This window comes from Ammonicoccus luteus, assembly GCF_050880385.1.
Taxonomy (GTDB): domain Bacteria; phylum Actinomycetota; class Actinomycetes; order Propionibacteriales; family Propionibacteriaceae; genus Enemella.
The window spans coordinates 499068-512642 of the sequence record NZ_JBNZCI010000002.1 but is presented as its reverse complement, the minus strand read 5'-3'; the positions used below and the strand labels follow the sequence as shown (position 1 = coordinate 512642).

Below are 13575 nucleotides of genomic sequence, written 5' to 3'. Positions count from 1 at the left end.
CGCAGCGCCAGAGGTAGACCGCGACGCCGCGCCGGCATCTGCACGTCCATGCAGATCACATCCGGATCCCGTCGCCCGCCGGCCGCACCGCGTCCCGGCCCATCGCAGCCTGCCCCACCACGCACAATCCCGGCTCGGTCTCCAGAATGGTATGAACCCCCCCGAATCACCGGCTGGTCATCCACCAAGAGGATGCGGATCATCGGCCACCCTCACCTGGGACCCAGGCGCGCACCTCACGCCCTCCTCCCCGGTCACCGGATCCCAGAAACCCTGGATGGTCATCGCCACCAACCAGACGCCCATCGCCAGGACGATCCCCAGCCGCACGAAGAAGGCCCGCCAGCGCTGTGACTCCCAGGCGCCGACGGGTGGTCCCCGTGCATCTCAGCCAGCAGGGCGTCGACTTGCAGATCGGTGTACGCCGGTCCCCCCGGGTGGGCGGGCCACGGGGTGCGGCGCTCCTCAGGGATCGCGAGGGGACCCTTCGAGACGCGCCTGCGGCGCTCCTCAGGGATTCCGCCACGGCCGAGAAGGACTACTCTCGCCCTATGCGCGTGGCGAAGATCTCCTTGCACACGTCCCCGTACACCGCGTTGGGGACCGGCGACGGCGGAGGCATGAACGTCGTGGTGCGGGAGCAGGCCGAGTCGCTCGCGCAACTCGGGCATCAGGTGGAGCTGTTCACCCGACGCGATGATCCCGAGACGCCGGACATCCAGGAGACCGCGGCCGGCGTACGGCTCCACACCCTTGACGCTGGGCCGGCCAAGCCGCTGCCGAAAAGCCGTATCGACGACTATCTCGACCAGTTCACCCATGGCCTTCGCCGGCGCCTGCGCGAACTCGAAGCCGTTGGCGAGCCCGTCGCGCTGATCCACTCCCACCATTGGATGTCCGGGGTTGCAGCGCTACCGGTGGCGCGCGAACTCGGCGTGCCCCACCTGCAGAGCTATCACTCGATCGCCGCACTTCCTGACCATCCGCTGTCGGAGGGGGAGCCGGCGGAGTCGGTGCGGAGGGTACCGGGCGAAGCGCTCATCGCGCGCGAGTCCGACCTCGTCGTGGCGGTCTCCGAGGCGGAGAAGCGGACGATCGTCGAGCGCTGTGGTGGCGATCCTGCACGGATCCAGGTGCTGTACCCGGGGGTGGACACGAACCTGTTCCGGCCGATCGCGCCGGGGGAGCAGAGTTGGCGTTGTTGCGATATGGGGCGGCCGTACCTGCTCTTCGCCGCCCGCCTGCAACCACTGAAGGGGCCCGATCTGGCCTTGGAAGCGTTGGCGCTGATTGATCCGGAGATCCGGCCGCATCTGGTGATCGCCGGCGAGGTGTCCGCCGACTTCGCTGACTATCACACGCAGATCGAGCGGCTCGCGCACGGGCTCGGCGTCGCCGGGGATGTGATCTATTCCGGATCCAGGCCACGGCCCGAGTTCGCAGCGATGATGCGCGGGGCCAAGCTCGTGCTCGTCCCGTCGCACTCCGAGACGTTCGGGTTGGTGGCGTTGGAGGGGGCGGCGTCGGGGGTACCGGTCGTCGCGTCGGCCGCTGGCGGACTCGTCGAATCCGTGCAGAACGGGCGGACCGGGGTCATCATGCCGACCCGGGAGCCGCAGGCGTGGGCGGACGTGATCACTCGCTTGCTGAGTGATCGGATGGAGTGGGAGCGGTTGTCGTTCGGTGGCCTCGCGCGCGTGCAGGGGCAGGACTGGCTCACGGTCTCCGCGCGGTTGGCCGACATCTATGCCACGCAGACCTTGGAGGTCGTGGGGTGAGCCTGTTCGATGGAGCGCGACGGGTGCTGTTCGTCCATGCACACCCGGACGACGAGACGTTGGCCACGGGTGCGCTGATCGCGTGGCTCGTCGCGGAGGGGGTGGAGTGCCGCGTCTTGACGGCCACGCGCGGGGAGCGTGGTGAACTGGTTGCTGGGCGCTTTCCGGAGGCCCCTTCGACAGGCTCAGGGAGCTTCGGGGAGTGGTTCGTCGAGCGGCGGTTGGTGGAGCTCACCGGGGCACTGCGGGAACTGGGCGCGGGTGAGCCGATGTTCCTGGGCGAAGGGGCGGCTCGGGCCGATGGGTTGGCGCCGCGGCGATATGAGGATTCGGGGATGCGGTGGGTGCGCGAAGGTCTCGCCGGCCCGGCCGAGGACTCCGGGCCGGAGTCGTTGACGGCGGCGGACCCGGAGGAGGCGGTGGCTGATCTCGTCACGGGGATCCGGGCGATCGGTCCGGATGTGGTGGTGACGTATGACGATGCGGGAGGGTACGGGCATCCGGATCATGTCCGTGTGCACGAGCTGACCGTGGCAGCATGCGCGCGGCTCGGCGTACCGCTGCTCGAAATCCTCTCGGACGCCGAAGCCGAGGGGGAATGGCACGACCTGACGGACTGGCATCCAAAACTCACCGCTGCGCTCGAGCACCACCAGACGCAGATCACTGTCGACGGGCGGCACGTCATTCATTCCGGGGGGCAGCGCGAGCCGATGCAGCTGTGGATCGGGGTACGCCGCAGCGAGCCCTAGGGTGGTGTCTGCTCGCATCCCACACCTCACCAGGAGGACTCATGCCGCAGCGGAAGCAAGGACGCGGACGGTTCCTGCAATGGGCTTCTAGGGCGGGCCATGACGGTCAGCGGCGTCGGCCGGTGTTGAGGTGGGCGTACGAGAACGCCTGCGCCCTCGAGACGAAGGTCGCCGACGCTGCTCGCCGGAACCGGACCGGTGCGATCGACCCCGGCAACGTGACGCTCGTGCTCAAGACGTTCGAGCGGCCCGCCGTGCTGGGGCGGATGCTGCGGAGTGTGCGGCGGGTGTACGGGGGACCGGTGATCATCGCCGACGACAGCCGGGTGCCGTTCGTGACCGACGATCCGCTCGTGCGGGTGCTGCGGATGCCGTTCGACTCGGGGATCGGAGCCGGCCGGAACGCGTTGCTGGACGCGGTGGACACCGAGTTCGTGTTCCTGGCCGATGACGACATGCACCTGATGCCGGATTTCGATCTGGCGCGGCCGTTGGCGTACCTGGAACGGAATGCCGAAGTCGACGTCGTCGGCGGGCGGGTCATCCATCTGCCCCTGTGGCGGACGGCGGACTATTCGAGCGCTCGCTTGTACGCGTACCGCGGTGAGCCGCGCGTGCGCGAGGGCGTGGTGATCGATGGGCTGCCGGTGTCGTACAAGGTCCCGAACTTCTATGTCGCCCGGACCGAGCGGGTGCGGGCCGTGGGCTATGACGACCAGCTGAAGCGGCAGGACCACAACGACTTCTTCACCTCGGCCTATGGCGAGCTCGTCTGCGTCATCGATCGCGCGATGGTGTGCCTGCACGCGCACTCGTTCTTCGACGCGCACTATCAGTCCTTCCGGATGGACACGTCCGCGGATGCGGCCTATCTGGCGCAGAAGTGGAGTGGTGAGCGGGCCGATGAGGTCGTGGCCGCGGTGGCGGATGCGCCGAGTGCCCGGCAGTTGGCTGTCCTCCATCACGCGGCGGTGGAGACGGTGGCGGGGGATTTGGGGGTACGCGTGCTCCATCACGGGACGCCGGACGACGCGGCGGTGTCCGTGAGCGTCGTCGGGCCCGGGGCGGACGCGTTGCTCGATGCGCTGCGCACGATGGGCTGGTCGGGGTCCGGTCGCAAGCTCACCCACGGGCTGTGGGGTGAGCTGCGGGTTGATGCCCGGGACGTCGCGGGTGCCGAGGTGCCGGCTTCCTTCGCCACGATCACCGGACTGGCGGACAACGACACCTGGCCTGCACCGATCGAGGGGCGGGAGGTCCCGCGTACCACTGGCTCACCTGAGTCGGACGCCGAACTCGACCTGGTCCGCTGGCACCCCCGGGCCGGCTGGGTGGACGACGGCGACGTGCTGTTCGGCGCCACCTTGCCGCTCGGGCCCGTGCGCCGCATCGAGTTCCCCGGCGACTTGATCTGGGAAGCGGTGGGGGTCGAGGGGAGTGCGACGGAGCAGGTGGTGGCCGATGTGCTCGAGGCGTTCGAGGACGCCCCACCGGAGGCTGCCGGGCAGATCAGAGACTTTCTCGACGCGCTGGTTGCGCAGGGGCTGCTGGAGCGGCAGGCGCTGAACGCTTCTCCGTCGGCGACAACTCGTTGTGAGTGAATTAGGTGGGGGTATACCCCCACTAGATTCACTCACCAGCGTTCGGGCTGCTCTGGGCGGGTCACCCATGACCCCGGTCATGGGTCAGGGCCGCTCGAACAGTGCCGTGGAGCACGATTCGCGGCCCGCAAACAGTGCTGGACAGCACGGATAGCTGAGCCTTAGTGGTCGATAGCCTCCGAGAGAGATTCGACCCCCAGGAGCAGCACATGATCGTCGCCGAGCAGATTTCTCATGCCTATCAGGCGGGTGACCGGGAAGTACCCATCCTCCACGGCATCAGCCTCCACGTTCAGCCAGGCGAGATGGTCGCCGTCATGGGGCCGTCGGGCTCCGGCAAGTCGACGCTGCTCTATTGCCTCGCCGGGCTCGTCCGGCCCACCGGCGGCGAGGCGACCCTCAACGGCACGCGCCTGTCCACCCAGTCCGACGCCCAGCTCGCGAAGATGCGGCGATCGGAGCTGGGGTTCGTGTTCCAGTCGTACAACCTCATGCCCACGCTGTCCGGCTTCGAGAACGTCGCCCTGCCGTTCCGCCTCGGCAAGCAGCAGCCGCCCGTCGACCGGATCAACCAGACCCTCGCCACCGTCGGCCTCGCCGAGCGCGCCCACGCCCTGCCGTCGCAGATGTCCGGCGGCGAGCAGCAGCGCGTCGCCCTCGCCCGCGTGCTTGCCATGCGCCCACCGATCGTGTTCGCCGACGAACCCACCGGTGCGCTCGACACCCGCACCGGTGTCGTCGTGCTCAACGAGCTCGTCACCCTCGCGCACACCGAGGGCCACTGCGTGCTCACCGTGACCCACGATCCGTCGGTGGCGGCGCGTTGCGACCGCGTACTTTTCCTCTTCAACGGCCGCCTCGCCCGCGAGGAGCGCAACCCGAGCGCCGACCAAGTCGCGTCGATCATGACCGAGCTCACCGCCGAGCTCGAGCGCAGCCGGGACGAGGCCGGCCGATGAGGACCATCTATCTCGCCGAGATCAAGAACTCCTGGATCACCTGGCTGGGGGTCTGCCTGACGTTCATCGCCGCGAACTATGGCCTCGCGATCGGGTTTCTTTATATTGCGACGGGGATCAATGGGTACGCGGCAGGGGTCCTGACCCTGACCAACCTCAGCCAGCTCGCCGCGATCGGCGGCGTGAACGTGCTCTTCGGCGCGATCGTGGGTGCCGCGGTGATCGGAGCCTCGACCGCGCTCGTGATCGTGTCCCGCCGCGGCGCGTTCGCCCGACTGGCGCTGGCCGGGGCGACACCCGGCCAAGTGGTCCGCGTGGTGATGAGCCAACTCGTCGTCGTCACCCTCGCCTGCGCGGTGGTCGGTGACCTCCTCGCGGGCCTCATCTTCCCGAACTATCTCAGCGCCGAGGCGAGCGACCGGGAGATGGCGGTGCCGGATGTGGGGCAGGCGTGGTGGGCGTACCTCGGTGCCAACCTCCTCTGCGTCCTCATCGCCCTGATCGGCGGCTGGAAGCAGGCCCGCGCCGCGAGCCGCATCCCGCCCGTCGAGGCGCTGCGGCCGGTGCGCGAGACGACCGGCGCCGCCAAGCGCCGGCTCTGGGTCCTGCGGGGCCTGGCCATCGCAGCGTGCGTGCTGATCATCGTCGCGTCGTTCGCAGGCTTCCCGGGCGTGGCCGCGGCCGCGGGACCCGATGCCGGTGACCTCGGCTTCCAGCTCGCCGTGCTGATCCTCGTGGTGACCGGCATCGCGATCATCGCCGCCGGCCCGCCCGCGCTGGCTGCCCTCGCCCGCGGGTGGGCGGGCCTGATCCCGAGCCCCGGCGGCGTCTGGCACCTGGCCCGCACGACCCTCCGCGTCCGCGCCGAGCGGTTCGCCCGCAGCGTCACCCCGATCATGTTCGCGGTCGGCTTGATGATCGGCATGATCGCGATTGTCGAGACCCTGGAGGCCAGCATGCAGGCGGCGGGCCGGGAGCTGCAGCTCTCCTCGGCGGGCCCGTTCGCGATCTTCACCCTCGTGGGTGCCCCGTTGATCATCGCCGGCGCCGGCGCGGTCGGCGGCCTGATCATGATGGCCCGCCAGCGCGACGCCGAGCTCGCGCTCGCCTCGATCGTGGGGGCGACGCAGCGGCAACGCGTGCTCATCTCCCTCTTCGAGGCCATCCTCATCACCGTCACCGGGGTGCTCGCCGGCCTGCTCATGGCCGTCATGGCCGTCGGCTTCTTGGTCTTCATGCTCCGGCTGCTGCTGGGGGTCTCGGTGGTCGTGATGCCGATCTGGCTGCTGCTCGGGGTGATTGCGCTCTGTTTCGCGGTCGCGATCCTCGCGACCGTCGGGCCGATCCTCCCCGCGCTGCGCAAGCCCGCACCGGCGGTGATCGCGCGACTGGTCTCGGAGTAAGCCGGTCTGAGGTTGATTGGCCGCGTCGATCTCGGCGGGGCCAAGGCTCGGGTGGGTCTTCATGGCACGACTGCATAGGCATGCGATCACAAGGCTGCAATGCCTGAGTCGGTGCCGCAGCGTAGCCGGAATCACACATGTAGTTCGCGTCCATTATGTGGTATTTAGACGGGTCGGGCACGCCTTCTGCCCCTAGGCTCACTTACCGCGGGAATGTGTAGTTCGCGCACAATTTCAAACGAACGAACTCGGGGGAGTGCCTTGTCTGGTCGTAGGCTTCGTGATGCCTTAGTGATTACAAGCGTTGCGGGGTTGGTAGCCGCAGCTAGTTTGGTCGGAATCCCATCAACGGCGCGCGCGGTCGAGGCTGAACAATGGGTCGCGACCGAGTTGGGGATCCTGCCTGGAGGCGGCCACAGTAGGGCCTTGGCTGCCTCGGGAACCATCGCGGCTGGGGAGTCCGGGACCGAGAGGGGTCCGCGTGCCGTTGTCTTCGACTTGGACAATTCGGCGGCCGGGCCACGAGATCTTGGAACCCTCCCTGGACTCGCACAGAGCAGTGCTACAGGGATCTCCGGTAGCAAGGTGGTGGGTTACTCGGCCAACGACGCCAGTCTGAATGGTTCGCGCGCGTTCGTATACGACCTCGCTGCGCCAGAACTTGGGATGCGGGACTTGGGTGTCCTGCCTGACACTGCGTACCCTGGCACGGAATACAGCCTTGCCCGGGCGATTTCGGGCTCCTTGGTGGTTGGGAGTTCTAACGGTCGCCCCTTCGCGATCGACTTGAACAATTCGTCATCCGCTATGCAAGACCTGAGCCCGACCGGGCTGACCGAGGTTGTCGCCGTGTCGGGTACTGTCGTGGCGGGAAGGGCGTCAAGTCGAGCGGTTGCCTACGATTTGGCCAACGCCAGCGCAGGCTTGATCGACCTTGGGACCTTGCCCGGTACTGACTGGAGTTCGCCCCGAGCCATCTCTGGTTCCATCGTCGTCGGAGAGTCCTACACGAGTGATTCTTCTTACGTGCGCGCATTCACCTTTGACCTCAGCAACCCGTCGGCTGGCATGCGGGATATGGGTGTGTTGCCAGGAGGCACCTACAGCCAAGCGCTAGGGGCGTCGGGGAACCTGGTCGTTGGAGTCAGTGGGACCGACTCCCGCGATGCTTTCGTCTCTGATCTCTCGAATCCCGATGCCGGAATGCGCTTGGTGGAGAGCAGGGCCATGGCGTTCGCAGTCACGGGCAACACTGTCTTAGGAGAGCGATTCCAAGGTGGTATGGGCTCTCCCATCGCCACCATGTGGAAGCGGGTCCTCGTGCAGGGCGAAGATCCGACGGTGTCGGAGGTTGCGCCGGCTGTTGGGCCGGTTGCGGGTGGTACGCGGGTGACGATTTCTGGGACGGGTTTCCAGGAGGGTGCCACGGTGACGATTGGTGGGGGGTCGGCTGTGGTGAGTGCGGTGACTCCGACTTCGATCGTGGTGGTTACGCCGGCGGGTGTGGCGGGTGCTCAGCCTGTTGTGGTGACGAATCCTGATGGGCGGTCGGTGACGGTGCCGGATGGTTTCACTTATGAGGCGGTTTCTCCGGAACCCACGGGCACAGCTTCTCCGTCTGGCACTGCCACGCCTTCGGCGACGGCGTCCCCCACGCGTCACGAGCCGTCGCAGGGAAGTACGTCAACGGCACCAGCCGGGACTGCTTCTCCGTCTGGCACTGCCGCGCCTTCGGTGACGGCGTCTCCCACGCGTCACGAGCCGTCGCAGGGAAGTACGTCAACGGCACCAGCCGGGACTGCTTCTCCGTCTGGCACTGCCGCGCCTTCGGTGACGGCGTCTCCCACGCGTCACGAGCCGTCGCAGGGAAGTACGTCAACGGCACCAGCCGGGACTGCTTCTCCGTCTGGCACTGCCGCGCCTTCGGTGACGGCGTCTCCCACGCGTCACGAGCCGTCGCAGGGAAGTACGTCAACGGCACCAGCCTGGACTGCTTCTCCGTCGGGTTCGGTCTCGGCGACTGGTACTGCTGCGCCCACCGGAGGCGCTCCGACAGCCACCGCATCCTCGACTCGGGCGGCCTCGCCCACGAATAGCGTCTCGCCTACCAGCGGTCCTTCTGCGCCCGGAAGGATCGATCCGACTGCAACCGGTTACCCGACCGGGCCAGCGGGGACGGCGTCTCCGACGATGACTGACGGGTCCGTGAGGCCGCCGTTCGGGCCAGGGAAGGCTCCCAAGGTAAAGGACCGAATTGGAGGCCTTGCGAAGACCGGTGTCTGATGGGCACTTGTGCACACCTCGGCCGAACGGCTCACGTGGGATTCAACAGTGAGACGTCGTGACGGTTGTTCGACGAACTATCGGTCGAGACCTCCGAATCATCGAGCGTGACATCCAGCCCGGTGCTCTGACCGTCTACAGACGGAGGAGCGCCGGGTAGACCGTCAATCTCCGGCAGGCGTCGCGCAGTGTTGCAGTGGGCCTACGAGCCGATGTGCGGGTGTGCGAAAACTCGGGCGCACACGTTCGTTCGCCCGAGTTCATCGGGTCGTTGAGTGTGATGCCGCCCGGGTCCGGACGGAGGCGTTGGGCAGATCCTGGGTGGCGCTACGCGGCCCGAGAGGACTTCGCCTCTGCAGATCACATGATCGAGCACTTGGGCTCGGGGCTTACGTGGGGGTCGGCCGTCGCGGTCGCCGCCCGTCGTCCTCTGCTCCCGCTGCGCAAACCCGCCAGGTGGTCGTTGCGCAACTCGTGTCCGAGAGTCCGCGGTCTGACCGGGCAGTGCTGGTCTCGCGATAAAACCGAACCGCAGGGAACTGTCAGGTCCACGTGGCACACTGGGCGACCGTGAACCCCCTTGTGCTGCACTTCCCGGACATCGACCCGGTCGCCTTCCGTCTCGGGCCGTTGACCGTGCATTGGTATGCGGTGATGTATCTCCTGGGGTTCGGCCTCGGCTATGTCCTGCTGCGGGCGCGGCTGAAGCACGAGCCGTTCAACCGGATCGTCGACCCCAAGCCCTGGACGCGCGACACCATCGAGGACCTGCTGTTCGTCGCGATCACCGGTGTGATCGTGGGCGGGCGGTTGGGCTACTGCCTCTTCTACAAACCTGCCCACTATCTCGCGAACCCCCTGGAGATCCTCTATCTCTGGGAGGGCGGCATGAGCTTCCACGGCGGTGCGCTCGGCGTGATCATCGGCATGATCATCTATGCCTGGCGCACCAAGCGGCCGCTGCTGGAGGTCGCCGACTTCCTGGTGCCCGCCATCCCGACCGGGCTGGCCGCCGGCCGGCTCGGCAACTTCATCAACGGCGAGCTCTGGGGCCGCGTCGCCTCGCCCGAACTGCCCTGGGCGATGATCTTCCCGGCCGCCGGACCCGATCCGCGGCATCCGTCGCAGATCTATCAGCTGCTCGGCGAGGGACTGTTGCTGGCGGCGCTGTTGTGGGCGTACGCGCGGCGCGAGCGGCCGCGTGGTGCCGTCTCCGCCGCGTTCCTGGTCGGCTATGGGGTCTTCCGTTTCGCGGCGGAGTTCTTCAGGGAGCCGGATGACTTCTTGGGTACGCTCGGCCTCGGCCTGACCATGGGCCAATGGTTGTCCGTGCCGATGATCCTCGGTGGCCTCGCCCTGTGGCTGTGGGCCCGGCGCTTCAACATCCATCCGCCGATCGCGGTGCGGACGCCGACCTCGCGGGTTGCTGCCGACGACGCCGAGGCTGACGCAGACTCGGCCGGCTCCGACCCGGCTGCTTCCGATCCGGCTGCTTCTGACTGGGCCGTTTCTGACCCGGCCGGCACCGACGGACAAGCAGACGACGAACCCGAGCACAAGGCCTGACGTGCGCGGTGGAACTGCGAGTCGGAATCATCCGGTCTGCATGTCAGGATGGAGCCCATGAATCCGGATCTGCTCGCTGGTCGCTATGAGCTGACCGAGAAGATCGCGGGTGGCGGCATGGGCCAGGTGTGGCGCGGTCGCGACCGCGTGCTGGAGCGAATCGTCGCCATCAAGACCGTCGACCTCACCGCGCAGGAACCCACCGCCCGGGAGCGGTTCCGACGCGAGGCAATTGCGACCGCCGGACTCTCGGCGCCGAACATCGTGCAGGTCTATGACGCCGGCGTCGACAAGACCACCGCCTATCTGGTGATGGAACTGCTCAGCGGCCCTACCTTGGCGCGGGTCATCCACGACCACGGGCCCATGGACATCGCCGAAGGCCTCAACGTGGCCCTCGAGGTCGCGCGGGCCCTGCTCACCGCGCACAAGATCGGCATCGTGCACCGGGACATCAAGCCCGGCAATGTGATGTATCACCATGACCAGGTCAAGCTCGTCGACTTCGGCATCGCCCAGCTCGCCCGCAACCTCGGCGCGACCCTCACGGCCCCGGCGACCGCGCTGGGGACGGCGGCGTACATGTCGCCCGAACAAGCCGCCGGCGAAGGCGCCACCGACAAGTCGGACTGGTATGCGCTGGGCTGCCTCATGACCACCATGTTCACCGGGAGCCCGCCGTTCACCGGCGAACCGCTCGCGGTGGCGAACCAGCAGATCAACGGACGGCCACCGTTCCTGTCCGAGCGTCGGCCGGAGGTGCCGTTCGCCCTCGACCGACTCGTGTCCGAACTGCTCGCCAAGGAACCGGCCGACCGGCCGACGGGCGCGCAGGTCGTCGCGCAGCTCCGGGATCTGGCCGCGGACCCCTTCGGTCGCGGCACCGGCGATCCCGATGCGGCCACGATCATGATGGCGGGCTCGGCGGGTGCCGGGGCCGTTCCCGACGCGACTGTGCTCTATGCCGACGGCACCTCGCCGTTGACCGGGGGGACGGCGGCGTACGGTGACAGCGCCCCGCGCCGCGCGACCTTCCGCGAGAGCGCCTGGGACACCGAGCCGCAGGCCCCCGCGCAGCCGGTCGCGCCCGCTCGGCCGCCGGTCCGTCCGGTCCCGCCGCCGCCCGTGGTGCCGGACCATGACGATCGGCGCGTGGAGCGCCGGCGACGCAAGAGCCCCGTCGGCGGCATCATCGCGGTGATCCTGCTGTTGCTGGCGATCGGCGTTGCGGGGGCGTACCTGCTGTTCGGCGACAACACCGCCCCCCAGTCGCCCGTCCCGGTGACGCCCTCGCCCGCTCCGACCACCACCACCCAGGCCCCGACGACCACCCGGCCGGCGACCACGCGTCCGGTGATCCCGACGACGGTTCCGACGGTACGCAGGCCCTCAGCCGCGCCCACCACGACCGAAGCGGAGACCACCGCACCGCCCACCGAGGCCCCGACCACCGACAACCCCGGTGGCAACGGCAACGACGGGAACGGCGACCAAGGCGGGAATGGAAACGAAGGTGCGTCCGGCGAAAACGCGGTGCAGAATGCAATCGCGAACGTCGGAAGCCGAGCCATCAGGCCGGCCCTCACCGCGGCATGGACCCAGGCGAAAGTCATCGGTGATGCCAAGACCTTCGAGAAGTTCGCTGAACAACTGGAAGATCAGGGCATCATCTCCAAATCCGAGAGCAAGACCCTGACACGAGCAGTCGAGGCAGCCCTGGATGACTGACAACCCCACCGGCCCCGCCGTCGCATCCGACGGGCGGGGCGATTCGCGTGTGCCCGAGGAGCGCACCCCCTGGTCCGTGATCGGGCTCATGCTCGGCGCGGCGTTCGTCGTGATCCTCAACGAGACCACGATGGCGGTCGCGCTGCCGTCCCTGATGCACGAACTGAACATCTCCGCGCAGACCGCTCAGTGGGTCTCCACCGGCTTCATGCTCGCCATGGCCGTTGTCATCCCCACCACCGGGTTCCTGCTGAACCGGTTCACCACCCGCCAGATTTTCCTCGCGGCGATGGGCCTGTTCTCGCTCGGGACGCTGATGGCGGGCTTCGCGCCCGGCTTCGCGCCGCTGCTGATCGCGCGGCTGGTGCAGGGCAGCGGCACGGCGATCATGATGCCCCTGCTGATGACCACCATCCTGCAGCTCGTGCCCGTGCATCGTCGCGGTCAGGTCATGGGCTTCGTGTCGATCGTCATGTCCATGGCGCCCGCGATGGGACCGACGGTCTCCGGGTTGATCCTGCAGGTCGCGTCCTGGCGGTGGATCTTCTTCGTGATGCTGCCGATCGCGGTCACCATGCTGCTCGTCGGCGCCTGGCGACTGGTCGACGTGGGGGAGCGGCGACCCCAGCGGCTGGATCCACTCTCGGTGGTGCTGTCCGGCCTGGGATTCGGTGGCCTCGTGTTCGCGCTGAACAAGGTCGGCGATCCTGCCGGGACGACCGTGCTGGTCACGTCGCTCGGCGTGGGCGCGGTGAGCCTGGTGCTGTTCGTCCTCCGGCAGCTGGCGCTGCAGCGGGTGGATCAGCCGTTCCTCGACCTCCGCACCTTCAAACACCACAACTTCACCGTCGGCATCGGCCTGTTGATGATCGGGTTCCTGTCGCTCATGGGCGTTGCGCTGGTGTTCCCGATCTATTTGCAGGACGTACGCGGCCTCAACACGATGACCACCGGTTTGCTGTTGCTGCCCGGTGGCCTCGCGATGGGCCTGCTCGGACCGCTGATCGGTCGCCTGTTCGACCGGTTCGGAGCGCGGGTGCTGGTGGTGCCCGCTGCCTCGACGATGACGCTGATGATCTTCACGTTGACGTGGGTGACGTCGACGAGCACGCCGATCGTCGTGCTGATCGGGATCCACGTGGTGCTGTCGTTGTCACTGTCGTTCATGTTCACCCCGACGTTCACCGCGGCGCTGAACGATCTGAACCCGAAGCTCTATTCACACGGGTCCGCGCTCGTCGGGACCCTGCAGCAGGTGGGCGGCGCGGCCGGTTCCGCGCTGTTGATCACCGTGATGGCGCAGCGGGCTGCCGGGTTGGAGCGCGCCGGGATTGGTCGGGTGGAGGCGTTGCTGCACGGCACGCACGCCACCTTCACCCTCGCCGGCTTCATCGCCATGGGCGCGATCCTGCTCGGCCTCCTGCTGCGCAAGCCCGCTACACCGCCGGCAGTACGGGTCTGATCCAGATTCCGGATCAGATCCGCAGCGCGCCGACCCCATCCCG

9 protein-coding genes and 1 pseudogene are annotated in these 13575 nt (G+C 67.9%); 9 read left to right on the top strand and 1 reads right to left on the bottom strand.

Annotated features, from left to right (window positions below; all coding sequences use genetic code 11):
• Positions 1-551: 551 nt before the first annotated feature.
• The 6 genes and pseudogenes from ACQ260_RS07660 to ACQ260_RS07635 form a co-directional block, all read left to right on the top strand.
• On the top strand, positions 552-1778 hold the full coding sequence (locus ACQ260_RS07660) for a glycosyltransferase (protein WP_432558823.1): 1227 nt from the start codon (positions 552-554) through the stop codon (positions 1776-1778).
• Positions 1775-2530, top strand: a complete 756-nt coding sequence (locus tag ACQ260_RS07655; RefSeq protein WP_432558822.1) for a PIG-L family deacetylase — start codon at positions 1775-1777, stop codon at positions 2528-2530. The genes ACQ260_RS07660 and ACQ260_RS07655 overlap by 4 nt, the downstream gene beginning before the upstream one ends.
• A gap of 41 nt (positions 2531-2571) precedes the next feature.
• Positions 2572-4131, top strand: a complete 1560-nt coding sequence (locus tag ACQ260_RS07650; protein WP_432558821.1) for a PqqD family peptide modification chaperone — start codon at positions 2572-2574, stop codon at positions 4129-4131.
• A 209-nt stretch (positions 4132-4340) separates the two neighbouring features.
• A complete protein-coding gene (locus ACQ260_RS07645; protein WP_432558820.1) occupies positions 4341-5090 on the top strand; it encodes an ABC transporter ATP-binding protein in 750 nt (249 codons plus the stop codon).
• Positions 5087-6493, top strand: a complete 1407-nt coding sequence (locus tag ACQ260_RS07640; RefSeq protein ID WP_432558819.1) for an FtsX-like permease family protein — start codon at positions 5087-5089, stop codon at positions 6491-6493. The genes ACQ260_RS07645 and ACQ260_RS07640 overlap by 4 nt, the downstream gene beginning before the upstream one ends.
• 213 nt (positions 6494-6706) lie before the next feature.
• Positions 6707-8011 (top strand): annotated as a pseudogene (locus ACQ260_RS07635) (IPT/TIG domain-containing protein); the annotation flags it as partial.
• A gap of 52 nt (positions 8012-8063) precedes the next feature.
• Here ACQ260_RS07635 and ACQ260_RS07630 read toward each other — a convergent pair.
• Positions 8064-8558 carry a hypothetical protein gene (locus ACQ260_RS07630; protein ID WP_432558861.1) on the bottom strand — a complete coding sequence of 165 codons (495 nt, stop codon included), beginning with the start codon at positions 8556-8558 and terminating at the stop codon, positions 8064-8066.
• A 788-nt stretch (positions 8559-9346) separates the two neighbouring features.
• On the opposite strand from ACQ260_RS07630, the gene lgt reads away from it, so the two are divergent.
• The 3 genes from lgt to ACQ260_RS07615 are packed head-to-tail and all read left to right on the top strand — an operon-like array spanning position 9347 to position 13532.
• Complete coding sequence (lgt, locus tag ACQ260_RS07625) at positions 9347-10342, top strand: prolipoprotein diacylglyceryl transferase (RefSeq protein ID WP_432558818.1); 996 nt, start codon at positions 9347-9349, stop codon at positions 10340-10342.
• A 57-nt stretch (positions 10343-10399) separates the two neighbouring features.
• Positions 10400-12070, top strand: coding sequence for a protein kinase domain-containing protein (locus ACQ260_RS07620; RefSeq protein WP_432558817.1), 1671 nt, complete (start codon positions 10400-10402; stop codon positions 12068-12070).
• The gene (locus tag ACQ260_RS07615) at positions 12063-13532 is read left to right on the top strand and encodes an MDR family MFS transporter (RefSeq protein WP_432558816.1); all 1470 of its coding nucleotides are present in this window, start codon (positions 12063-12065) and stop codon (positions 13530-13532) included. Before ACQ260_RS07620 ends, ACQ260_RS07615 begins: the two co-directional genes overlap by 8 nt.
• Positions 13533-13575 lie beyond the last annotated feature (43 nt).

Bases quoted from the DNA above. Each gene is read 5' to 3' on its own strand.
- ACQ260_RS07645 (WP_432558820.1), top strand. From the start codon at position 4,341: ATGATCGTCGCCGAGCAGATTTCTCATGCCTATCAGGCGGGTGACCGG.
- ACQ260_RS07660 (WP_432558823.1), top strand. From the start codon at position 552: ATGCGCGTGGCGAAGATCTCCTTGCACACGTCCCCGTACACCGCGTTG.
- ACQ260_RS07615 (WP_432558816.1), top strand. From the start codon at position 12,063: ATGACTGACAACCCCACCGGCCCCGCCGTCGCATCCGACGGGCGGGGC.
- ACQ260_RS07620 (WP_432558817.1), top strand. From the start codon at position 10,400: ATGAATCCGGATCTGCTCGCTGGTCGCTATGAGCTGACCGAGAAGATC.
- ACQ260_RS07650 (WP_432558821.1), top strand. From the start codon at position 2,572: ATGCCGCAGCGGAAGCAAGGACGCGGACGGTTCCTGCAATGGGCTTCT.
- ACQ260_RS07630 (WP_432558861.1), bottom strand. From the start codon at position 8,558: ATGCGGTGGCTGTCGGAGCGCCTCCGGTGGGCGCAGCAGTACCAGTCG.
- ACQ260_RS07640 (WP_432558819.1), top strand. From the start codon at position 5,087: ATGAGGACCATCTATCTCGCCGAGATCAAGAACTCCTGGATCACCTGG.